Annotated in this window: 18 protein-coding genes; 13 read left to right on the top strand and 5 right to left on the bottom strand. The window is 61.6% G+C overall.

The features are described 5' to 3' along the window. Positions 1–6: 6 nt before the first annotated feature. Positions 7–867, bottom strand: coding sequence for a Dyp-type peroxidase (locus tag AC1RAC_RS10830; protein ID WP_197901076.1), 861 nt, complete (start codon positions 865–867; stop codon positions 7–9). A gap of 138 nt (positions 868–1,005) precedes the next feature. Between AC1RAC_RS10830 and AC1RAC_RS10825 the strand changes: the two genes are divergently transcribed. Continuing rightward, positions 1,006–2,622 (top strand): NADP-dependent glyceraldehyde-3-phosphate dehydrogenase, encoded by a 1,617-nt coding sequence (locus AC1RAC_RS10825; protein WP_034127893.1) that lies wholly within the window; start codon positions 1,006–1,008, stop codon positions 2,620–2,622. Positions 2,623–2,785: 163 nt separating this feature from the next. Continuing rightward, positions 2,786–3,847 (top strand): FUSC family protein, encoded by a 1,062-nt coding sequence (locus AC1RAC_RS10820; protein WP_186527170.1) that lies wholly within the window; start codon positions 2,786–2,788, stop codon positions 3,845–3,847. A 10-nt stretch (positions 3,848–3,857) separates the two neighbouring features. On the opposite strand, the gene AC1RAC_RS10815 is transcribed toward AC1RAC_RS10820, so the two are convergent. Together AC1RAC_RS10815 and AC1RAC_RS10810 are read right to left on the bottom strand one after the other, a co-directional pair. Continuing rightward, complete coding sequence (locus AC1RAC_RS10815; protein ID WP_259038783.1) at positions 3,858–5,618, bottom strand: hypothetical protein; 1,761 nt, start codon at positions 5,616–5,618, stop codon at positions 3,858–3,860. Positions 5,619–6,015: 397 nt separating this feature from the next. Next, a complete protein-coding gene (locus AC1RAC_RS10810) occupies positions 6,016–6,747 on the bottom strand; it encodes a TetR/AcrR family transcriptional regulator (RefSeq protein WP_034127895.1) in 732 nt (243 codons plus the stop codon). Positions 6,748–7,102: 355 nt separating this feature from the next. Here AC1RAC_RS10810 and AC1RAC_RS10805 point away from each other — a divergent pair, with 355 nt between their 5' ends. The 4 genes from AC1RAC_RS10805 to AC1RAC_RS10790 are packed head-to-tail and all read left to right on the top strand — an operon-like array spanning position 7,103 to position 11,729. Beyond that, positions 7,103–7,810 (top strand): ABC transporter ATP-binding protein, encoded by a 708-nt coding sequence (locus AC1RAC_RS10805; RefSeq protein ID WP_492616567.1) that lies wholly within the window; start codon positions 7,103–7,105, stop codon positions 7,808–7,810. After that, on the top strand, positions 7,807–9,006 hold the full coding sequence (locus AC1RAC_RS10800) for an ABC transporter permease (RefSeq protein ID WP_492616566.1): 1,200 nt from the start codon (positions 7,807–7,809) through the stop codon (positions 9,004–9,006). Before AC1RAC_RS10805 ends, AC1RAC_RS10800 begins: the two co-directional genes overlap by 4 nt. Beyond that, positions 8,999–10,477: a TolC family protein gene (locus tag AC1RAC_RS10795; RefSeq protein WP_034127898.1), complete on the top strand. Its 1,479-nt coding sequence runs from the start codon at positions 8,999–9,001 to the stop codon at positions 10,475–10,477. Before AC1RAC_RS10800 ends, AC1RAC_RS10795 begins: the two co-directional genes overlap by 8 nt. After that, positions 10,467–11,729, top strand: a complete 1,263-nt coding sequence (locus AC1RAC_RS10790) for an efflux RND transporter periplasmic adaptor subunit (protein ID WP_492616565.1) — start codon at positions 10,467–10,469, stop codon at positions 11,727–11,729. The genes AC1RAC_RS10795 and AC1RAC_RS10790 overlap by 11 nt, the downstream gene beginning before the upstream one ends. A gap of 170 nt (positions 11,730–11,899) precedes the next feature. Here AC1RAC_RS10790 and AC1RAC_RS10785 read toward each other — a convergent pair whose 3' ends face one another. Together AC1RAC_RS10785 and AC1RAC_RS10780 are read right to left on the bottom strand one after the other, a co-directional pair. Beyond that, positions 11,900–13,294, bottom strand: coding sequence for an FAD/NAD(P)-binding protein (locus tag AC1RAC_RS10785; RefSeq protein WP_492616564.1), 1,395 nt, complete (start codon positions 13,292–13,294; stop codon positions 11,900–11,902). A 22-nt stretch (positions 13,295–13,316) separates the two neighbouring features. Next, positions 13,317–13,880, bottom strand: coding sequence for a helix-turn-helix domain-containing protein (locus tag AC1RAC_RS10780; protein WP_197883270.1), 564 nt, complete (start codon positions 13,878–13,880; stop codon positions 13,317–13,319). A gap of 92 nt (positions 13,881–13,972) precedes the next feature. Here AC1RAC_RS10780 and AC1RAC_RS10775 point away from each other — a divergent pair, with 92 nt between their 5' ends. The 7 genes from AC1RAC_RS10775 (at position 13,973) to AC1RAC_RS10745 (ending at position 21,495) form a co-directional block, all read left to right on the top strand. Continuing rightward, complete coding sequence (locus AC1RAC_RS10775) at positions 13,973–14,902, top strand: DMT family transporter (RefSeq protein WP_054897286.1); 930 nt, start codon at positions 13,973–13,975, stop codon at positions 14,900–14,902. A 553-nt stretch (positions 14,903–15,455) separates the two neighbouring features. Next, positions 15,456–18,377 (top strand): monovalent cation/H+ antiporter subunit A, encoded by a 2,922-nt coding sequence (locus AC1RAC_RS10770; protein WP_014718932.1) that lies wholly within the window; start codon positions 15,456–15,458, stop codon positions 18,375–18,377. Continuing rightward, entirely contained in the window at positions 18,377–18,721 is a 345-nt protein-coding gene (locus tag AC1RAC_RS10765) for a Na+/H+ antiporter subunit C (protein ID WP_003192163.1), read from the top strand. Before AC1RAC_RS10770 ends, AC1RAC_RS10765 begins: the two co-directional genes overlap by 1 nt. Next, positions 18,718–20,400 (top strand): monovalent cation/H+ antiporter subunit D, encoded by a 1,683-nt coding sequence (locus tag AC1RAC_RS10760; protein WP_034127904.1) that lies wholly within the window; start codon positions 18,718–18,720, stop codon positions 20,398–20,400. Before AC1RAC_RS10765 ends, AC1RAC_RS10760 begins: the two co-directional genes overlap by 4 nt. After that, on the top strand, positions 20,397–20,885 hold the full coding sequence (locus AC1RAC_RS10755; RefSeq protein WP_014718934.1) for a Na+/H+ antiporter subunit E: 489 nt from the start codon (positions 20,397–20,399) through the stop codon (positions 20,883–20,885). The genes AC1RAC_RS10760 and AC1RAC_RS10755 overlap by 4 nt, the downstream gene beginning before the upstream one ends. After that, entirely contained in the window at positions 20,882–21,160 is a 279-nt protein-coding gene (locus AC1RAC_RS10750; RefSeq protein ID WP_003192168.1) for a K+/H+ antiporter subunit F, read from the top strand. The genes AC1RAC_RS10755 and AC1RAC_RS10750 overlap by 4 nt, the downstream gene beginning before the upstream one ends. Continuing rightward, positions 21,157–21,495 carry a Na+/H+ antiporter subunit G gene (locus AC1RAC_RS10745; protein ID WP_056787846.1) on the top strand — a complete coding sequence of 113 codons (339 nt, stop codon included), beginning with the start codon at positions 21,157–21,159 and terminating at the stop codon, positions 21,493–21,495. The genes AC1RAC_RS10750 and AC1RAC_RS10745 overlap by 4 nt, the downstream gene beginning before the upstream one ends. The last annotated feature ends 163 nt before the right edge of the window (positions 21,496–21,658 follow it).

Genomic DNA, 21,658 nt, shown 5'->3' with positions numbered 1-21,658 from the left:
AGGCGGTTAAAAAACCAGACTCAGGTCCAGGCGCCCTTCCCTGACCGGCGGACACCAGTAATAGCCACCGGTCAGCGGCTTGCTGATGCGATACAGGCCATCGACAATCCCATCTTCCAACCCACTCATGCGTCGTAACTGCGCTTCAAACGCATCGAATGAATGACCAAACGCGAGGAACATCAACCCCGCCTGACCATTCTCGGCCCAGGGCATCGAACGACGTACCACGAAGGCTTCCGGGGTAAAGCTTTCCTGGGCAGTGCGCTTGGTATGGGCCGATTCCGGGGCGTCGTCGAGTTCTTCGTTGTCGCCATGGCGGCGGCCAATGATGTGGTCACGCTCCTGGGCAGGCAATGCGGCGAAACCGTCAAGGTCGTGCTGCCATTGCTGGATCGCGGCAAAGCTGGCGCCGCTGTCGGTCAGCGCGGCTTGCACGGCGGCATCGTCGTGGGGGTTTTCGGTGCCGTCTTCGTAGTCGGTCAGGTCAAAGCCGGTCTTGTAGCGGAAACCTTCAGTCGATTGCACCAGGCGAAACGCCGGAGCCAGCGCTTTTTCCACGGCACGGCTGCGCAGCAACAACTCACCGCGATCCACCCCATGCAACCATACCCACAGCGCCTGCTGAGTCGACGGGTTGTGCGCGCCAGGGCCGCTAACGGCCGGGAATGAGCGCAGCCCTGGGATCTGGGCACCCAGCGCTTTTACCAGCGGCTCACCGAACCCCACCACGGCCGCCGCATCCGTCAACTGCACCAGCGCGTCCAGCGCAGCGGGCACGGCTTGCAACGAATCCAGGGCAAAAAACAGATGGCGGGCCTGCAAAGGCACCGGTGCGGCAAGAATGCCCGGCTGGTACTGACTCATGTGAACTCCTTCTGAAAAGCCGCGCAGTTTACCCGGCGTACACGACCCTGCGAACAAGAATGCGCGCAAGCCTTGCGTTAGAGCCGCTTGTTGGGTGACTCTCTAGTCATGTTTTGCAACTATTCCAGGGGTAGCGACATGACCACCAGCAACCTGCTCGCCCAGCTGTTTCCCACCTCCACCGCGCAGATTCCCGAGCAATTTCGCCTGGCGGCGCCCATTGAACAACGTGAATACCTGGTCGATGGCCAGTTGCAGGTGTGGAACGGCCCGCTCGCCCGCGTGCAAAGCCCCGTGCAACTGGGTGATGAGCGTGTACACATCGGCAGCACGCCGTTGCTGGATGCCGACACCGCCCTCACCGCCCTGGATGCTGCCGTGCGCGCCTACGACCGTGGCCAGGGTGCATGGCCGACGATGCGCGTGGTCGAGCGTATCCAGCACGTCGAAGCGTTTTTGAGGCGCATGCGCGAACAGCGCGATGCGGTGGTCAAGCTGCTGATGTGGGAGATCGGCAAGAACCTCAAGGACTCGCAGAAAGAATTCGACCGTACCTGCGACTACATCACCGACACCATCAATGCCCTCAAGGAACTCGACCGACGCAGCAGTCGTTTTGAACTGGAGCAGGACACCCTCGGCCAGATCCGCCGCGTCCCCCTGGGCGTGGCGTTGTGCATGGGGCCTTACAACTACCCGTTGAACGAGACCTTCACCACGCTGATCCCGGCCTTGATCATGGGCAATACCGTGGTGTTCAAGCCGGCCAAGCTGGGTGTGCTGTTGATCCGCCCTTTGCTGGAAGCCTTCCGCGACAGCTTCCCGGCCGGGGTGATCAACGTGATCTACGGCAGCGGCCGCGAGACCGTGAGCGCGCTGATGGCCAGCGGCAAGATCGACATCTTTGCGTTTATCGGCACCAACAAGGCCGCCAGTGATTTGAAAAAGCTGCACCCCAAGCCGCACCGTTTGCGTGCTGCGCTGGGCCTGGATGCCAAAAACCCGGGGATCGTGCTGCCCGAAGTGGACTTGGACAACGCGGTGAACGAAGCCGTCACCGGTTCGCTGTCGTTCAACGGCCAGCGTTGCACCGCGTTGAAGATCCTGTTCGTGCATGAAGACGTGGTCGAGCGCTTTATCGAGAAATTCAACGCCAAGCTGGCGACGCTCAAGCCCGGCATGCCGTGGGAGGATGGCGTGGCGCTGACGCCACTGCCAGAAGTGGGCAAGGTCGATTACCTCAGCGAACTGGTGGCCGATGCGGCGCGCCATGGCGCCAAGGTCATGAACCCCGAGGGCGGCAGCAGCCGTGGTTCGTTCTTCTACCCGGCAGTGCTGTACCCGGTGAACCCGCAGATGCGCGTCTACCACGAAGAGCAATTCGGCCCCGTGGTGCCGATCGTGCCCTATCGCGACCTGGAGACCGTGATCGACTACGTGCTGGACTCGGACTTCGGCCAGCAGTTGAGCCTCTTCGGCACCGACCCCGTGGCAGTGGGACGCCTGGTGGACACCTTCGCCAACCAGGTGGGCCGTATCAATATCAACGCCCAATGCCAGCGCGGTCCGGACACATTCCCCTTCAACGGGCGCAAAAATTCGGCCGAGGGCACGTTGTCGGTGCATGACGCCTTGCGCGTGTTCTCGATCCGAACTTTGGTGGCGACCAAGTTCCAGGAGAGTAACAAGGCGTTGGTCAGCGATATTTTGCGCAACCGCGATTCGAGCTTCCTGACCACCGACTACATCTTCTGAAGCCAACCCCGTTCCAATGTGCAGACAGGTCAGTGTGGGAGCTGGCTTGCCTGCGATGCCAGCTCCTCGGTCTTTCAGTCAGCTCGCGGTGATGCTATCGCAGGCAAGCCAGCTCCCACATTTGATCAAGCACATTCATACATTTGAGGCCATTTTAAGACTGATGAACCTGCCCTTCTTTGCCCGGCGCCTGCTGCGCCCCTTGCTCGACCCCTACCGCCGCTTTCGCCATGCCAAGCTGATCCACGCCGCGCGCGTATCGGTGGGTTTGCTGGCAACCATCCTGCTGACCACCGGCCTCAACCTGCCCCACGGTGAATGGGCGTCGGTGACCATGCTGATCGTCATCGGCGGGTTGCAGCACCACGGCAATATCGGCAAGAAAGCCGTCGAACGCGCCTACGGCACCTTGATCGGCGCCAGCGTCGGCTTGCTGCTGGTGGTACAACAGGCTTACTTCGGCCTGCCGTTGCTCACCTATCTGTTGATGTCCGTGGTGTGCGGATTCTTTTCCTATCACGCCATCGGCAAGGGCGGTTATATCGCGCTGCTGTCGGCGATCACGGTGTTTATCGTCGCCGGCCATGGCGACAACCCGATCTCCGATGGCCTGTGGCGCACCGTCGATATCCTCATCGGCATTGTGCTGGCCCTGGCGTTTTCCTTTGCCTTGCCGTTGTACGCCGTGTATTCGTGGCGCTACAACCTGGCCAGCGCCCTGCGTGACTGCGCGCAGATTTATAGCCGGATCATCAATGGCCAGTCCGTGACTGACGATGAACACCTCAAGCTGCTCAACCGTTTGAACGGGGCGATGGTGCAACTGCGTTCGTTGATGCCGTCGGTGTCCAAGGAAGTGCGGATTTCCATGACTGAACTGGACGCGATCCAGCGTCACCTGCGCCTGTGCATCAGCACCCTGGAGATTCTGGGCAATACCCGGCCAGACCCGCGTGATGAGCAGGCCACGGCTCGGATGCAAGTCATGTTGAAAGCCGAGCATCGGCAAATTCGGGTGCAGTTGGTGGGGATGGCACGCGCGTTGAAATCGGGGGTGACGGAGCGATTGGAGCGTACCGGTCACGCCCATGCCAGCGAGCCTGCGCTTGATGCACCGGTTTACAGCGCGCTGGATGGGTATCGATTGCTGACGGTGCAGCTGGCGGCGAATGTGGATGGGATGCGCCAGCGCCTGGCAAAGACCGCCCGGCACTGGAAGATCTGACCAATAGCGCTCAAACCATACGCAATGGTGTAGTCAGGGAATAGCGCTCGGGCAAGTTCCCGCGTTTTAGGGTGTAGTAGAGCGAAGTATCTTCACCTCGATTGGGCTCCAGATCCTGAGGCAATACGTCAAACGATACAGCAACGCCGGGAATGTTCGCCTGCTTGGGCAGGTCGATGCTGTGTACGCCCTTGATGCAGAGCGTTATCCAATCGCCGAACTCCACATCGCTGAACGGTGCGTCGATAGGCGTACCGAACGGTGACACGTTATCCAGGTGGAGTTCACCCTCAAGCTCATCTCGAACGATCGGCGCGGGCATGTCCGGCTGCAGCTCACCGATCCTCAATGATCGACGCCAGGACTCACGTGGCTTTTCGCCGTCCTTGGTTGCGCGATAGAACAGGTCGGCCAAACGGCCTTTGAATCGTCTAAGGTCATCGCCTTCAAGTACCACCGTCAATTGATCCTCTGCGGCAGACAACTCACCTAGATCAATGCCGACACGGTGCTCGATAGTGCCCCCGGCATCACTGGCCAAAAGGATCAATTCCAGTGCCTGGAATGATTGCCAGCCCGGTTGGACCGGTATGTGGACCTTGACTTGCGCAAGGTCGGGATCAATCTGCCCATCGGACTCGCCCTCCACGCTGGGGGCCAACCATTGCCTGATCTCTCCGATGACAGTCACATGACGATAGTTCGAACGGGGGGCACTGCCGTGCTGGCTATCGAGTACGTAATAGACAATTGCACGCCCCCGGGCAATGGCGGCGACCACAGCATTGGGTATCTCGAAATAATAAGCCTTGGTACCGGCCAGCTCTCGCATCTCGGAATGAGGAACCGTCCCGCCATCCTCTAGAGTGCCAATCCAATAAAAGTGGACATGGGTGTAGCGATGGGCATCTTCCGATGTCAGGTAGAAACCGACCCGTACAGCGTCGTTACCGATATTCGCCAAGTTGATTTCGGATTCGGTCAAGGGGTAGTCAACCCAAGGCGGCTCCATACGCTGACTGTCGGTGTAGACCTCTACGTATGAGACCACCGACCACACTGCATCCTCATCCGGCAAATTGCCGGTGTTCCCCGTGACGGTCATTGCCACGGGGAGAATGTCGCTGTTACCCGCAGCGAGGATCATCTCGGGGGTCACAGTGATTTCAATGTCACGCCCCACCTCATTCGGCTGTACCCGATGCTCAACTTTTTCTGATCCCCAGACCAACGTGAGCAGGTCATAAGGGCCCATGTTCTCCCACTTGTGACAGGTGACCGTCACCCCATCCCGGGCTTTTTGTTCATCGACGCCTTCCAACTCCACCTGTGGCTCAAGTTTGAATACCAGCCCGCCATGGCCTTTATCCGTGGGTTCGGGCGCCTTGCCACCAGGTCTCTGCAAGTTGATCCTGAGGCGCAAGGGAGGGGTCTGCTGAGGGGGCTCATTGTCGGGGATGATTCTGCAATACATCGCGTCAGCCCAGCCCTCGAGGATCGAGTGAGCGGGCACAGTGAGTGGGAAGCGGGTGCGTGGAGGGTCGCCATCACGCACCAGGTAGAAACCTACCGGCGTTGGTCCATGCCATATCAGCTGGAATGTGGTGCCCACCGGCGCAGAAAAGGGATAGTCCACGTAAACGACAAGATCACGTGTCACATGCAGCCTGCCGATGCCGCCATCTGCGCCTTCCGCATCATCGGCAATCGGCGGATACATCAATGGAATATCGACGGGTTCCAGTACGTGCTTATCAAGGTTACGCACCATTCTTCGCTCCTTGTTCGACGCCTCGCGGTGCACCGTTTTCGATGTACCGCGTCTTTGACGAATCAAACGCCCAAACAAAAAACTTGCCTACTGTCAGAGTTAACAGGGTGCGACGAAAGGTATTAAGCCAGCCGTAAATTTAATAGGTTCAAACTCTAATCTTTCTTACATTTTTTTCACGATTTATTCACATCCAGAGACGTAGTGTGAAGCCTCATCCGTTACAAACGTTGCATATCAAGCCCGCCGCCCCAGCGGGCTTTTTTTTGCCTGTTTTTTGGCTCCGAAAAAGGGCCAACCTCTGTAGGAGCGAGCTTGCTCGCGAAGAACGCGATGACGCCGCGGTTAGCCAGAATGCTCGCGTTATCGTTGACGTTTTACGCGAGCAAGCTCGCTCCTACAGGGCGTGGTGTTCGCGTAGGGCGCGCTGGGTTTCCAGCACCTTGGCCAGTGCCGTTTCGGCTTCCTGGCTTTGCTGCGGCACCCGAATCGCCGCCGACACCAGCGTGATCAGCTTGGCCATCACCTCGGCATCCGTGGCCGGGCGGCCCAGGCTCATGGAGTTCATCAGCAGGCGCAGTTCGGTGCCTGCCATGACGCCGGAAATGGCCTTGAGGGCAAATTGCAGGCGCACCCCCAGTTCATTACGTGGCAAATCCGGCAGGGCCAGGGCGAAGGCTTCGAAGAAGCGCTGGAACACCGGCTGGTAATGGACCTTGAGGTATTCCTGGATAAACGGCGAGGTGTCGCTGTAGACCCGGCCCAGGAAGCGAATGAACGAACGCCCTTCCCCGCTGGCCGGGTCGCTGCGCTCCAGGCCCATGGCCGGGGCAAACAGCACGCCCAGGAGTGTGTCGCAATCGAGCGGGCCATCGGATTCGGCTTCACAGCGCGCCAGCAGTTCCAGGCGTTGCTCGTTGAGGGGCTCCAGGCGCTGCATCAGCAAGGTTTTCATCAGGGAGTCCTTGTCCCCGAAGTGGTAGTTCACCGCGGCCAGGTTGACCTGGGCACGCTCGGTTATCTGCCGTAGCAACACGGCGTCATAGCCGTACTTGATGAAAAGAGCCTCTGTCGCATCCAGCAATCGAGTCTTGGTAACGTTTGGAGCGCTGAGTTTCTTCGCGACCATATGGGTTCCACGGCGGAAATATTGTTTTAAAAAATAATTTGATTTTTTATACCGGGGCGGCCCGTCGAAAGCAAGTAGTGACACTCCGCCATATCATGCAAAGCCCTTATATCCGGGCTTTTGAGGCAAATCGTAGGGGTTTTACCCACCTCTGATACCCGCTGATAAAATCGTTTCAACCGGTAAAACCGCTCTACCTCGACGGCTGGCGAAGCGTCAGGAAGGCAGTTACTATTCAAACAATATTTTAAAAACAAGAAATAAAACCAGTCCGTGACGGCTACAGGCAGCTTCTGAACTTGTTACAAGGAGTTTCGGGGAGCAAGGCGGTACCGTCGAGACTGCAGGCGTAGTCATGATGACACAGACCCCCGCGCAACCCGGCTTGATTTCCCTGCAAGGCATCGGTAAGCGCTATCAGCTCGCCGGGCAAGAATTGAGCATTCTCAATGACGTGTGCCTGTCTATCGCCAGCGGTGACAGCTGCGGCATTCTCGGTGCCTCTGGCTCCGGCAAAAGCACCCTGCTCAATATCCTCGGCCTGCTGGACCTGCCCAACTGCGGCCAGTACCACTTTGCCGGCCACGATATTTTCAACGCCACCCCCGATGAGCTGGCGGCGATCCGCAACCAGCAGATCGGTTTCGTGTTCCAGAGCTTCAACCTGCTGCCACGCCTAAGTGCCCTGGACAACGTCGCACTGCCCTTGAGTTATCGCGGCGTGTCGCGGCATGAATCGGTGGAACACGCCCAGCGCATGCTCGCACAAGTCGGCCTCGCCGAACGCGCCCACCATCGCCCCGCCGACCTCTCCGGTGGGCAGCGCCAACGTGTGGCCATTGCCCGCGCCTTGGTCGGCAAACCCTCGGTGATCCTGGCCGACGAACCCACCGGCAACCTCGACAGCACTACCGCCCAAGAGATCATGGACCTGCTGTTGAACCTCAACCGTGACCAACAGGTGACGCTGATCATCGTCACCCACGACCCCAACATTGCCGAGCGTCTGGAGCGCAAGATCCTGGTGTGCAACGGCGTGGTGCATGAGGCCGGGCGCCCATGAGCCTGCGGGTCGAGCAGAGCCTCAGCCAGTTGCTGCACGAAGCCTTTATCAGCCTGCGTACCCTGGGCAAGCGTTCGATCCTGGCGCTCTTGGGGATCGTCATCGGCAGTTCCTCGGTGGTGGCGCTGATCAATATCGGCCACAACGCGGCGGTGGATGCGGCGATGATTTTCAAGGACATGGGTACCGACACCCTCATCGCCCAGTTCCCGTCCAAGGGCAGCAGCAATGTGCCGATGCGCACCCAGCTCGACCTGGATGCGGTACGCCGGGCAGTGCCGGGCATCGCTCATATCGGCGCACTCAGCCTGTTCAGCGGGCCCATTGTGTTTCATGGGCGGACCGCCAATGCCAACTTTGTCGGCAGTACTGCCGGTATCCAGGACGCCATGCGCCTGGCGCTGCGTGAGGGGCGCTTCCTGTCACCCTTCGATGCCAACGAAACCTACGGGGTGATCGGCGACCAGCTCGCCCAGGCCCTCGGCGCGCCAGGTGACCCGCTGCAGCTGGGTGACCGTGTGCGTATCAACGATTACCTGTTTCTGGTGGTGGGCATCCTGCACAACCAACCCCGGGCCATGCTGATGCCGGTGCAGGCCAACGAATCGCTGTTTATTCCCGCCGAGGGCATGCGCCGCATCTATGCCAACCCGCAGATCAATAACGTGCTCATCCGCGCGGCGCCGGGGCAGGACATGGAACGCATAGCCAGGGACGCCGCCGCCGCGCTGCAACCCCAGCTCACCGACCATAGCGTCGACATCACGGTGCCCCAGCAAATGATCGATGGCATGACCCGCCAAAGCCGCACCTTCGCCTATCTACTCCTGGCCCTCGGCGCGATCTCCCTGGTGGGCGGCGGTGTCGGGGTGATGAACGTGATGCTGATGAACGTCTCGGAACGCCGCCGTGAGATCGGCATCCGCATGGCCCTGGGCGCGCGCCAGCGGGATATCCGCAACCTGTTTTTGCTCGAAGCGGTCACCCTCACCGCCGTGGGTGCGCTGTGCGGCGCAGTCCTGGGCATGACCGCTGCCTGGCTGTATGCGTGGCTGTCGGGCTGGGCCTTTGCGTTGGCAGTGGCTGCCCTGCCCCTGGGCGTGGGCAGTACGTTGCTGGTGGGTTTGTTCTTTGGCATCTACCCGGCGGTGTCGGCCTCACGCTTGCAGCCGGTCGAGGCCCTGCGCGATGAATAAGTACCTACCGCTGCTCATGCTGATCAGCCTGCCAGGCATGGCCGCCGACGTGGTGATCAACCCTCAGGCACCCAGCACCACCCGCAGCGGCTACGAGCGTAGCGTCTCGCTGAATGCCCAGGCCACCACCATGACCCTGGGGGACGCGGTGTACCTGGGCCTGCGTAATAACCCGGCGATCCGCAGCGCCTACCTGCAACGGGTGGCGCAGAAGTTCGACCTGCGCGTGGCCGAAGACGTGTTCAACCCCAAACTCACCCTCAACAGCTATTACCGCAGCACCCGCGGCTCCCAAGACAATGCGCGCAACGCCAACGTCGCGCCCACCAGCAGCCTGCTCGGCGAATACGGCACGCGCTTGAGCATGGCCTGGACCCAGCAGTTGAACAACGCCAACCGCGCCGGCCGCTACCGCAGCGACGGCCTGGACCTTGCGATCATCCAACCGCTTATGCGCGGGGCCGGCTGGGATGCCACCACCGCACCGCTGCGCCTGTCGCGCCTGGCCGAGCAGGCCAACCGCCTGAACCTCAAGGCCACCGTGGCGCAGACCATCAGCCAGATCATCGCCACCTACCGCGAATTGTTGCGCGCCCAGGAACAGTTGGTGATCGTCCAGGAAGCGCTCAAACGCTCCACTACTTTACTGGAGGTGAACAAAGCGCTGATCAGCGCCGGGCGCATGGCCGAATTCGAGATCGTGCAGACCGAAGCCGATATCGCCACCCAGCAATTAGGCGTGGAAGAAGCGCGCAACCAACTCGACACCAGCCGCCTGGCGTTGCTGCGCCTGCTGGCCCTGGACCTGTCGACACCGGTGCGTGCCACCGAGGCCCTGGAAGCCACCCCCATGGAGATCGACAAACGCCAGGCCTTCAACCTCGCGCAAAACCAGCAACCGGAATACCTCGCTGCCCTGCTCGGCAGCCAACAGGCCGACCTCGACCTGGTGATCGCCAAAGATTCCGGGCGCTGGCAGGTGGACCTGGTCGCCGGCGCCAACCAGATCCGCGCCGCCACCGATAACGACAACGGCCATAACAATAACCGCACCTGGGACAGTTACGCCGGGGTGCAAGTGCAAATCCCTATTGGCGATATCAGCACGCGCCAGGCCGAAGTGCGTGCACGGGTAAATGTAGAAGACCAGGAAATCCGCATTACCGACGCCCGCCAGGAGCTGGAGCGCAACGTCAACAATGTGGTGCGTGACCTTGGCACCCGCTGGCGCCAATATGAAATATCCAAGCGCGCCGTGGAGTTGTCGCGGCGCAAGATCGAGATCGAGCGGGAAAAGCTCAGCGCCGGGCGCTCCACCAACTTTCAGGTGCTGAGCTTCGAGACCGACCTGCGCAACGCCGAAAACGCCCAGCTCAATGCGTTGATCGCTTATTTGAACGCCCAGACTCAGCTTGATCTGACCCTGGGCATGACGCTGGAAAGTTGGGAAATTGCCCTTAATGACTACTAATAAAAAATCCCTGCTGGCCGTTGCCTTGTTCCTGCTGTTGGCCGTCGCGGTCGCCGCCCTGCTCAGTCAACGCAGCGGGGCTGAGCAGGCGGGTACAGGCGAACAGTGGCTGGCCGTAAAGCCCGACCCGTTGGTGCACCAGATCGGGCTGGTGGGCAAGATCGAGCCTGACACCACCGTCGTCCTGACGGCGCCGTTCGACGGCAATGTGCTGGCCAACCTGGTCGAACAAGGCCAGCGCGTTGAAGCCGGCCAAGTCCTGTTGCGCATGGACCCGGCGACGCTTGAAGTACAGCTGCGCGACGCCCTCTCCGCGCAACTCAAGGCCCGGCGTACCGTGCAGGAAATGCAGGACTGGGGCAGCAGCCCCACCGTCAGCCGCGCCCGTCGCAGTTTACGCACCGCTGAAATGACCGCGGGCAACACCCAACGCAAACTTACCGAGAGCGAAAACCTGTTCAAGCGCGGCATCATCCCTCGTAACGAACTTGACGACCTCAAGCAGCAAACCCAGCAACAGCAATTGGACTTGGCGGCGGCGCGCAGTGAGCTGCAACAAGCCCTGGACCAAGGCCAGGGCGAATATCGGCAGATCGCCGAAATGGAGCTGACCAATGCCACGGTGAAGTACGAAGCCTTGCAAACACTGCTCGAAGGCAAGGAGGTCAAGGCGCCCTTCTCCGGCATTGTGGTACCGGCGCCCGGTGGCACCAGTACCGCTCAAGGTGGCGGGACTAACAACGCGCCGGTGCAGGCCGGCAGCAAGGTCAGCCAGGGCCAGGTGCTGTTCGGGCTGGCCAATATCGAACGCTTGAAAATCGTGGCCAAGGTCTCAGAGCTGGATATCAACCAGTTGCGTCAGGGCCAGACCGTTGAAGTGATGGGCGATGGCTTTGATGGCGAGCGGCTGACAGGTTCAGTCAGCGTGGTCAGCGGCCTGGCCATCGCCAGCGACAGTCAGGGCAGTGCGCAGTTTCCGGTGACCTTGTCGATCCCCACCCTGACGCCCCAGCAGTTACAACGGGTGCGCCTGGGCATGAGTGCGAGGTTGACGATTGTCACTTATAACAATGACCAGGCGATCGTGATTCCCAGCCAGGCGATCCACGCGGACATGACGGTGGAGTATCGGAAGGCGATGGATAAACCAGTGCAGCGGGTAAAAGTCACCACCGGGCAATCGACGCCGCAGGGGGTTGAGGTGTTTGGGCTTGAAGCGGGGTTGGTGAGGATCGGGGGAATCAATCACTGACCCTCGATCCAGATGTGGGAACGTTGCACTGTGGCGAGGGAGCTTGCTCCCGCTGGGCTGCGCAGCGGCCCCAAGATCCTGGGAGCGCTTCGCACTCCAGCGGGGGCAAGCTCCCTCGCCACAAGATTACCGGTTACTTGCATTGGGGCAATCAATACCAGCTCCAACATTCAGCGCTGTGCCAGCCTGGCGGCCAGCGCCTTGGCCTGCAGCGCCACATCGGTCACCGCCGTACTCTCCCACCACATCCCCCGCAACGGCGGCCCCATGGCGAACAGTCGCTGGCTGACCTCGCCGCGGGCATCCCGCACCGCCCCCGTCGCATCCGCCGCAATCCCCAGCGCCAGCGGCCCAGGTTGGATCAACCCGCGCTTGAGCAGTTGCCGCGGTAAAGGACGGGCCACCCGGCGCCAGTCGTATTCGATGCCGCTGGAATTGATCAGCGCAGCGCCCAACATCTTGGTGATCACATCCTCGCCACGGTAGCGCACCGCAATGGCAACCCCCTTCTGCGACGGCACCAAGCCCTTGAACGACGCCGCCTGAATCCGCAACCGCCCTTGCCCCTGCAACCGCGCTACCAACTGCGCACTCAAGGGCGGCGAACGGTGGTGATGGCTTTCCCACCAAGGCCGTACATGCCGAACGAACTGGCGCTTCTGGGCCTCACTGGCCTGGCTCCACAGCCGCGCGATATGCCCGCGCACCGTGTCCAGCGGCGCCTGCCAGTCTGTGCCTTGCCCCAACGCGAGCTGGCATTGGCGTCGCACCTCACGCAGCAATTGTCGGGGGCTGCTCAGGCTGTGGTCAGCGGCGAGGAAGTCGTCCCAGCTCGGCGGTTGCCGACGTACATGGGGCAACAAGCCGTGGCGCGAAAAAACCTCGATAGGCCCGCGATGGCCGGCCTGCTCCAGGGAGACCACGGCATCGACCATGGTCAGGCCCGAGCCGATGATCAGCACGGTCGATTGTGGGTCGAGCCGGGTCATCGCGGGTACATCCCAAGGGTCCAACGCGGCGGCATTCAATCCTGTGGACTCGGTCTGCGGAGTGCGCGCAGCAGGGAACATGCCGGTGGCCAATACCGCACAGGCGCCGCGCAGTTGCTCGCCAGTATCGAGGGTCAACAACACCGAGGTGGCATCGACTTGCAGGTCTACCCCTTCGGCGCGGATGTGCTCGACGCTCGATGTAGAAAGCGCCTTGGCTTGTGCCAGACGCTGCTGCGCGTACAAGCCGAAAAGCCCCCGTGGCGGGAACAGTTCGCTGATAGGCACATGCTGTTGGTTCGACTCGGGCCATCCGCCGGCGCTGATGTAGTCGGTGAGCCATTGGGTCAGGTCGTCGGCATTGTCCGGGTCAACGCTCATACGCGCCGCATTGCCGTTCAGCGTATGGCCCAGTTCGACCGCGCTGTAGGCTTCGCCGCGCCCCAACTCAGCACGGGGTTCGACTATCAGGATACGCCGCGTGCCCGGCAGGCGAAGCAGTTGCACGGCCAGCATCGTGCCGCTCAGGCCACCACCGATGATCAGTACATCTGCAACGCGGGTGGATTCACTCATGCCAGTTCGCCCTTATTGTTGCTCAAATCACCACATTTCGAACAAACCGTACCGCCGCATTTCCATCATTGCGATAAGCATGGGGCTGGTGGCTGGCGAACATAAAGAACTCTCCAGCCTCGATGACAGTTTCCTGATCACCTATCACCAGCGTCAGGCTGCCCTCGAACACAAACAGTTGTTCGCTCCACCCTTCCAAGTCAGGGTCCGGGCAATAACGGTCACCGGGCTCAAGCCGCCACTCCCATAGTTCGACCTCACGCCGTGCCGTAGCCTTGGCCAGCAACACCGCCTTACTGCCGACAATCTCGCCCGCCCAGGCCAGCTCATTGATACGGCTGTGGTCGCGCACATCCGGCGCCTGGATCAGATCACTGAACGCCACGCCCAACGCTTCGGCGACACGGTCCAGGGTCGACAGGCTGACGTTCTTCTCTCCCGCTTCTATCGCCACCAGCATGCGCCGGCTGACCCCGGACTTTTCCGAGAGCGCGGTCTGGCTCAAGTCGGCGGCATGGCGCAGGCGACGAACGTTCTGGCTGACGTGCTGCAGGACCGAAGCCCGTTGCGGATTTTCTTTGTGCACTATATTGCTCAATAGGTGGGTGTGCGCAGTATACTGCCCAGCGTGCGGCGCATTGTGCGGTCCGTGCTTTCCCCTTGCAAGACCGAGCCGCCATGACCGCCCCGAACTCCCCTTCGCGTTTCAACCGTTTCAGTAAAGCCGAATGCATCCTGGTGGTGATCACCATGATCTGGGGCGGCACCTTTTTGCTGGTGCAGCACGCCATGGCGGTCAGCGGGCCGATGTTTTTTGTGGGGCTGCGCTTCGCGGCGGCGACGATTGTGGTGGGGTTCTTTTCCTTGCGCACCCTGCGCGACCTGACCCTGTTCGAATTGAAGGCCGGGGTGTTTATCGGGGTGGCGATCATGTTCGGCTACGGTTTGCAGACCATTGGCCTGCAAACCATCTTGAGCAGCCAATCGGCGTTTATCACCGCCTTGTATGTGCCGTTCGTACCGCTGTTGCAGTGGCTGGTGCTTGGCCGTCGCCCCGGCTTGATGCCCAGCATCGGCATCATGTTGGCGTTTGCGGGGTTGATGCTGTTGACCGGCCCGGCGGGGGCCTCGCTGAATTTCAGCGCGGGTGAAATCGCCACCTTGATCGGTGCAGTGGCCATAGCGGCCGAGATCATCTTGATCAGCGCATTTGCCGGCCAGGTGGATATTCGTCGGGTGACCGTGGTGCAACTGGCCACCGCTTCGGTGCTGTCCTTCATGATGGTGGTGCCCATGGGCGAGGCGTTGCCGGGCTTTTCCTGGCTGTTGCTGTTCAGTGCCGTGGGCCTGGGCTTGACCAGTGCGGTGATCCAAGTGGCGATGAACTGGGCACAGCAGAGTGTCTCGCCAACGCGGGCGACGTTGATTTATGCCGGTGAGCCGGTGTGGGCAGGCGTTGTGGGGCGAATCGCCGGGGAGCGGTTCCCACCGATCGCGATGCTGGGCGCGGTGCTGATTGTGGTGGCGGTGATTGTGAGTGAATTGAAGACCAAGGGGCAGAAGGCCGTTGAGTTGGCAGAGGCGTTGGAGGAGGAGCGGCAGGGGTAGTTTGCGATCAACGGTAACCACGATGCGAAGCGAGCCGCTCTTGATCTTGATCTGCTTGTGATCTTGATCTCAGGCGCCCCGTTAAACCACGCTGGCCGAACGCAGGCTTGAATCCGTGGGCCGCCGTCAGGCGGAACCCTAAGTAGCCGTTACCGCAGCAATGGATATGTACACAATCCAACCGTCTAGACTGCCAGACCGCCTTCGGGAGCAAGCCCTCTCCCACAGTTTGATCGCGGGGTGTCAGGGAGATAGGTGTCGGCTGTCAGGCCGTCTTCGCAGGCAAGCCAGCTCCCACAATTGGATCGTGGGGTGTCAGGGAGATAAGCGTCGACTGTCAGCCCGTCACGGGAGCAAGCTCCCTCGCCACAGGTACGGCGTCGCTGCAGATAACGGCTCCCACAGAGGTCTGCATTTTAATTCAAGGGCAGGTTGAAACAGTGCCAAATGGGAGGTTTCAGCCTACCTTGTAGGATCCTGCCACATCTTGCCGTTTGGTGATCGTGAAAGCGGCACGTATGATGCATCCCAAACTCCCGCAGATTAGAAGCCTATGTCCCTGATAGTTCTACTGCTTCTGCCTTTTATCGGCAGCTGTCTGGCGGCCTTGCTGCCGCATAACGCACGTAACACCGAATCGCTGTTGGCCGGCCTTGTGGCACTGGTCGGTACTATTCAAGTCGCCCTGCTCTACCCTCAGATCGCCCACGGTGGCGTGATCCGCGAAGAATTCATGTGGTTGCCCAGCCTGGGGCTCAACTTCGTGTTGCGCATGGATGGGTTTGCCTGGCTGTTCTCGATGCTGGTGCTGGGCATCGGCACGCTGGTGTCGCTGTATGCGCGCTACTACATGTCGCCGGACGACCCGGTGCCGCGTTTCTTTGCATTTTTCCTGGCGTTCATGGGCGCCATGCTGGGTTTGGTGATCTCCGGCAACCTGATCCAGATCGTATTCTTCTGGGAACTGACCAGCCTGTTCTCGTTCCTGCTGATCGGCTATTGGCACCACCGTGCCGATGCGCGACGCGGGGCGTATATGGCGCTGATGGTCACCGGCGCCGGCGGGCTGTGCCTGTTGGCGGGGGTGATGCTGCTGGGGCATATCGTCGGCAGCTATGACCTGGACCAGGTGCTGGCGGCGGGCGATCAGATTCGCGCGCATTCGCTGTACCCGGTCATGCTCGCCCTGGTGCTGATCGGCGCCTTGAGCAAAAGCGCGCAGTTCCCCTTCCATTTCTGGCTGCCCCATGCCATGGCGGCGCCCACCCCGGTTTCGGCTTACCTGCACTCGGCGACGATGGTGAAGGCCGGCGTGTTCCTGCTGGCCCGCCTGTGGCCGTCGCTGTCCGGCAGCGAAGAATGGTTCTGGATCGTCGGCGGTGCCGGCGCCCTCACTCTCCTCCTCGGCGCTTACTGCGCCATGTTTCAAAACGATCTCAAGGGCCTGCTGGCCTATTCCACCATCAGCCACCTCGGGCTGATCACCCTGCTGCTGGGCCTCAACAGCCCACTGGCCGCAGTTGCCGCGGTATTCCACATTCTCAACCACGCCACCTTCAAGGCTTCGCTGTTCATGGCGGCGGGCATCATCGACCACGAAAGCGGCACGCGGGATATCCGCAAGCTCAGTGGGCTGGTGCGCCTGATCCCGTTTACCGCGACCCTGGCGATGGTCGCCAGCGCGTCCATGGCCGGGGTGCCGTTGCTCAATGGCTTCCTGTCCAAAGAGATGTTCTTTGCCGAAACCGTGTTTATCTCGTCGACCCAATGGGTGGAAATCGCCCTGCCGGTGATCGCGACCATTGCCGGTACATTCAGCGTGGCCTATGCCCTGCGTTTTACCGTGGACGTGTTCTTCGGCCCGCCCGCCACCGACTTGCCGCACACGCCCCACGAGCCGCCGCGCTGGATGCGCGCACCCGTCGAGCTGTTGGTGTTCACCTGTCTGCTGGTGGGGATTTTCCCGGCCCAGGTGGTCGGCTCGATCCTCGCCGCTGCCGCCCTGCCAGTGGTGGGCGGTACGCTACCGGAATATAGCCTGGCGATCTGGCACGGCTGGAACGCGCCGATGATCATGAGCTTGGTGGCAATGACCGGCGGCGTGGTGCTGTACCTGATGCTGCGCAAGCAACTCAAGCGTGGCCGCTTCGAATACCCACCGCTGATCGGCTACTTCAACGGCAAGCGCGGTTTCGAGCGCTGCCTGGTGGTGATGATGCGCGGCGTGCGCCGCATCGAGAAACGCATCAGCACCAAGCGCCTGCAAACCCAGTTGTTCCTGTTGGTGCTGCTGGCAGTGATCGGCGCGATGATCCCGATGATCAACAGTGGCCTCAGCTGGGGCGACCGCCCGAAAATCCCGGGTTCCATCGTCTTCGTCACCCTGTGGTTGCTGGCGATTGCCTGCGCCCTCGGCGCCGCCTGGCAAGCCAAGTACCACCGGCTGGCGGCCCTGACCATGGTCAGCGTGTGCGGCCTGATGACCTGCGTCACCTTCGTGTGGTTCTCGGCGCCGGACCTGGCCCTCACCCAATTGGTGGTGGAAGTGGTCACCACCGTGCTGATCCTGCTCGGCCTGCGCTGGCTGCCAAGGCGGATCGAAGAGGTCTCACCCCTGCCCAGCTCGCTGCGCAAGGCGCGTATCCGCCGCCTGCGTGACTTGCTGCTCTCCACTGTGGTAGGCGGCGGCATGGCGCTGTTGTCCTACGCGATGCTGACCCGCCAGACGCCCAACGATATCTCCTCGTTCTACTTAAGCCGTGCCTTGCCCGAAGGCGGTGGCAGCAATGTGGTGAACGTGATGCTGGTGGACTTCCGTGGCTTCGACACCCTGGGCGAAATCACCGTACTCGGCGCCGTGGCCTTGACCGTGTACGCCTTGCTGCGCCGCTTCCGCCCGTCCAAGGAAAGCATGGAGTTGCCACCCCAACAGCGCCAACTGGCACCGGACGTGGCCACCGACCTGGTCAACCCGCGCCAGGCCAGCGACACCGCCCTGGGCTTTATGATGGTGCCGGCGGTGCTGGTGCGCCTGCTGCTGCCGATTGCGCTGGTGGTGTCGTTTTATCTGTTCATGCGTGGCCACAACCAACCTGGGGGTGGTTTCGTCGCCGGGCTGGTGATGTCGGTGGCGTTTATCCTGCAATACATGGTCGCCGGTACCCAGTGGGTCGAGGCGCAGATGAGCCTGCGGCCCATGCGCTGGATGGGCTTCGGCCTGCTGTCAGCCACCTTGACCGGGCTGGGTGCGCTGTTCGCCGGGTACCCGTTCCTCACTACGCATACCTGGCATTTCAGCCTGCCGTTACTGGGCGATATTCATATCGCCAGTGCGCTGTTCTTTGACGTCGGCGTGTACGCCATGGTCGTGGGCTCGACCCTGTTGATGCTCACCGCCCTCGGCCACCAGTCGGTGCGCGCGCATAAACCGAGCAACCAGCCCAAAGTGGTTGCTGCAACCGAAGGAGCCGCCTGATGGAAGAAGTCATCGCAATAGCCATTGGGGTCCTGGCGGCCTCGGGCGTCTGGTTGATCCTGCGGCCACGGACGTTCCAGGTGGTCATGGGTTTATGCCTGCTGTCCTACGGCGTCAACCTGTTCATCTTCAGCATGGGCAGCCTGTTTATCGGCAAGGAGCCGATCATCAAGGACGGCGTGCCCCAAGACCTGCTCAACTACACCGACCCACTGCCCCAGGCCCTGGTGCTCACGGCCATTGTGATCAGCTTCGCCATGACCGCGTTGTTCCTGGTGGTGCTGCTGGCATCCCGGGGCCTCACCGGCACTGACCATGTAGACGGCCGGGAGCCCAAGGAATGACGTGGATGAATCAACTGATCGTCGCGCCGATCCTGCTGCCGCTGCTCACCGCCGGGCTGATGCTGATGCTGGGCGAGAAACGCCGCCCACTCAAAGCCCAGATCAATCTGTGCTCCAGCATCGCCGGACTGGGCGTTGCCGTGCTGCTGTTGTACTGGACGCAACAAGGCGGCCCCGGCTCGATTGGTGTGTATCTGCCGGGCAACTGGCAGGTGCCGTTCGGCATCGTCCTGGTGGTGGACCAACTGTCGGCGATGATGCTGGTGCTGACCGGGGTTATCGGCGTCAGCGCGCTGCTGTTCGCCATGGCCCGCTGGGACCGTGCGGGCACCAGCTTCCATGCCCTGTTCCAGATCCAACTGATGGGGCTGTATGGCGCCTTCCTCACCGCCGACCTGTTCAACCTGTTCGTGTTCTTCGAAGTGCTGCTGGCCGCCTCCTACGGCCTGATGCTGCACGGTTCCGGCCGTGCGCGGGTGTCGTCGGGGCTGCATTACATTGCGATCAACCTGCTGGCGTCGTCGCTGTTCCTGATTGGCGCGGCGATGATCTACGGCGTCACCGGCACGCTGAACTTTGCCGACCTGGCGTTGAAGATCCCGCTGGTGCCGGAGGCTGATCGCGGCCTGTTGCATGCTGGTGCAGCGATCCTGGCTACGGCGTTCCTGGCCAAGGCCGGCATGTGGCCGCTGAACTTCTGGCTGGCACCCGCCTATTCCTCCGCCAGCGCGCCGGTGGCGGCAATGTTCGCGATCATGACCAAGGTCGGCGTGTACACCGTGCTGCGCCTGTGGACCCTGCTGTTCTCCGGCCAGGCCGGGGCTTCGGCACTGTTTGGCGGCGATTGGCTGGTGTATGGCGGCATGGCGACCATCATTTGCGCGGCACTGGCGATGGTGGCGGCGCAGCGCCTGGAGCGCATGGCCAGCCTGAGTATCCTGGTGTCGGCGGGTATCCTGCTGTCAGCGGTAGGGTTTGCCCAGCCGAGCCTGACCGCGGGGGCGCTGTTCTATCTGGTCAGTTCTACCCTGGCACTGAGTGCGCTGTTTTTGCTGGCGGAGTTGATCGAGCGTTCGCGTTCGGCCAACGACCTGCCGCTGGATGAGGAGATTGATGCGCTGCCCAAAGCCATGGAATCGCTGCATCCGCGCCCGGGCGTGAACCTGGACGATGAGCAAAAAGCAGTGATCGGCCAGGTCATCCCTTGGACCATGGCCTTCCTGGGCCTGAGCTTTATCGCCTGCGCGCTGCTGATTATCGGCATGCCGCCGCTGTCCGGGTTTATCGGCAAGCTCAGCCTGTTGAGCGCGCTGATCAACCCACTGGGCTTGGGCAACGCCGTGGACGAGTCCATCCGCCCGGCGGCCTGGGGCCTGGTGGCGCTGCTGATTCTCTCTGGCCTGGCCTCGCTCATCGCTTTCGCCCGCCTCGGCATCCAGCGCTTCTGGACCCCGGAAGAACGCCCATCACCGCTGCTGCGCCGCTACGAGTGTGTGCCGATCTTCCTGCTGCTGGGGTTGAGCATCGCGCTGACCTTCAAGGCCGAGGCGCTGATGCGCTACACCCAGGCCACTGCCGAAAGCCTGAACAACCCGGAACACTACGTGATGGCAGTGCTCGCGACCCGGCCAGTGCCGAGCCCTGAAGCCAAGGCCGCCGCCCTGGAGGTGCAGCCATGAAGCGTCTGTTCCCGGCTCCCTGGCTGTCGTTGGCGTTGTGGGTATTGTGGCTGGTGCTGAACTTGTCGATCAGCCCCGGCAACCTGCTGCTGGGCGCACTGTTGGGCTTTCTTGCGCCGCTGATGATGGCGCCGCTGCGCCCGCTGCCGATCCGCATCCGCCGCCCTGGGGTGATCATCCGCCTGTTTTTCCGGGTCGGCCTCGATGTGATCATCTCCAACCTGCACGTGGCATGGGGCGTACTCACCTGCGGCTCCCGCCCACCGCGCTCGCGCTTTATCAAGATCCCCCTGGACCTGCGCGACGCCAACGGCCTGGCTGTGCTGGCGATGATCACCAGCGTGACCCCCGGCACCGTCTGGTCGGAACTGGCCCTGGACCGCAGCATCCTGCTGCTGCACGTTTTCGACCTGGATGACGAGGCCTCGTTTATCCAGCAATTCAAGCACGCCTACGAACGGCCCCTGATGGAGATCTTCGAATGAGCGCCCTGCTCGCCAATGCGATCCTGTTCAGCCTGTTCCTGTTCTCCCTGGCCATGGTGCTGACCCTGGTGCGCCTGTTCAAAGGCCCCTCGGCCCAGGACCGGGTACTGGCGCTGGACTACCTGTACATCCTGGCGATGCTGATGATGCTGACCCTGGGTATTCGCTATGCCAGCGACACTTACTTTGAAGCGGCGCTATTGATCGCGCTGTTCGGCTTCGTCGGCTCGTTCGCCCTGGCCAAATTCCTGCTGCGTGGCGAGGTGATTGAATGATGCCGTTATGGGTTGAAATTATCGTGGCGGCGTTGCTGTTGCTCAGCAGCCTGTTTGCCTTGATTGGCGCGATTGGCTTGCTGCGGATGAAGGCGTTTTTCCAACGCATGCACCCACCGGCACTGGCCTCGACGTTGGGGGCGTGGAGCGTGGCGCTGGCGTCGATCATCTACTTTTCAACGCTCAAATCCGGGCCGGTGTTGCACGGCTGGTTGATTCCGATTTTGCTCGCGATCACCGTGCCGGTCACCACACTGCTACTGGCGCGAACCGCCCTGTTCCGCAAACGCATGGCCGGCGATGACGTCCCCGCCGAAGTCAGCAGCCGCCGCTGATGTTTTTGCAGGAGCGCAGATCGTTCCCACGCTCTGCGTGGTAACGCCGCCCAGGACGCTCCGCGTCCGCCCCACTCGGGCGAGCGGGCGAGGCGGAGCGTCTCGGTATGCATTCCCACGCAGAGCGTGGGAACGAGAGTGCAAAAAAATGCCCCGAACCAGT

The organism is Pseudomonas sp. GW823-FHT02F05 (assembly GCF_058797315.1).
This window is presented reverse-complemented; position numbering and strand designations above follow the sequence as displayed.

What these genes read in the sequence shown, in the direction of transcription:
- AC1RAC_RS10830 (WP_197901076.1), bottom strand. Translation starts at nt 867, where the DNA reads ATGAGTCAGTACCAGCCGGGCATTCTTGCCGCACCGGTGCCTTTGCAG.
- AC1RAC_RS10825 (WP_034127893.1), top strand. Translation starts at nt 1,006, where the DNA reads ATGACCACCAGCAACCTGCTCGCCCAGCTGTTTCCCACCTCCACCGCG.
- AC1RAC_RS10820 (WP_186527170.1), top strand. Translation starts at nt 2,786, where the DNA reads ATGAACCTGCCCTTCTTTGCCCGGCGCCTGCTGCGCCCCTTGCTCGAC.
- AC1RAC_RS10815 (WP_259038783.1), bottom strand. Translation starts at nt 5,618, where the DNA reads ATGGTGCGTAACCTTGATAAGCACGTACTGGAACCCGTCGATATTCCA.
- AC1RAC_RS10810 (WP_034127895.1), bottom strand. Translation starts at nt 6,747, where the DNA reads ATGGTCGCGAAGAAACTCAGCGCTCCAAACGTTACCAAGACTCGATTG.
- AC1RAC_RS10805 (WP_492616567.1), top strand. Translation starts at nt 7,103, where the DNA reads ATGATGACACAGACCCCCGCGCAACCCGGCTTGATTTCCCTGCAAGGC.
- AC1RAC_RS10800 (WP_492616566.1), top strand. Translation starts at nt 7,807, where the DNA reads ATGAGCCTGCGGGTCGAGCAGAGCCTCAGCCAGTTGCTGCACGAAGCC.
- AC1RAC_RS10795 (WP_034127898.1), top strand. Translation starts at nt 8,999, where the DNA reads ATGAATAAGTACCTACCGCTGCTCATGCTGATCAGCCTGCCAGGCATG.
- AC1RAC_RS10790 (WP_492616565.1), top strand. Translation starts at nt 10,467, where the DNA reads ATGACTACTAATAAAAAATCCCTGCTGGCCGTTGCCTTGTTCCTGCTG.
- AC1RAC_RS10785 (WP_492616564.1), bottom strand. Translation starts at nt 13,294, where the DNA reads ATGAGTGAATCCACCCGCGTTGCAGATGTACTGATCATCGGTGGTGGC.
- AC1RAC_RS10775 (WP_054897286.1), top strand. Translation starts at nt 13,973, where the DNA reads ATGACCGCCCCGAACTCCCCTTCGCGTTTCAACCGTTTCAGTAAAGCC.
- AC1RAC_RS10770 (WP_014718932.1), top strand. Translation starts at nt 15,456, where the DNA reads ATGTCCCTGATAGTTCTACTGCTTCTGCCTTTTATCGGCAGCTGTCTG.
- AC1RAC_RS10765 (WP_003192163.1), top strand. Translation starts at nt 18,377, where the DNA reads ATGGAAGAAGTCATCGCAATAGCCATTGGGGTCCTGGCGGCCTCGGGC.
- AC1RAC_RS10760 (WP_034127904.1), top strand. Translation starts at nt 18,718, where the DNA reads ATGACGTGGATGAATCAACTGATCGTCGCGCCGATCCTGCTGCCGCTG.
- AC1RAC_RS10755 (WP_014718934.1), top strand. Translation starts at nt 20,397, where the DNA reads ATGAAGCGTCTGTTCCCGGCTCCCTGGCTGTCGTTGGCGTTGTGGGTA.
- AC1RAC_RS10750 (WP_003192168.1), top strand. Translation starts at nt 20,882, where the DNA reads ATGAGCGCCCTGCTCGCCAATGCGATCCTGTTCAGCCTGTTCCTGTTC.
- AC1RAC_RS10745 (WP_056787846.1), top strand. Translation starts at nt 21,157, where the DNA reads ATGATGCCGTTATGGGTTGAAATTATCGTGGCGGCGTTGCTGTTGCTC.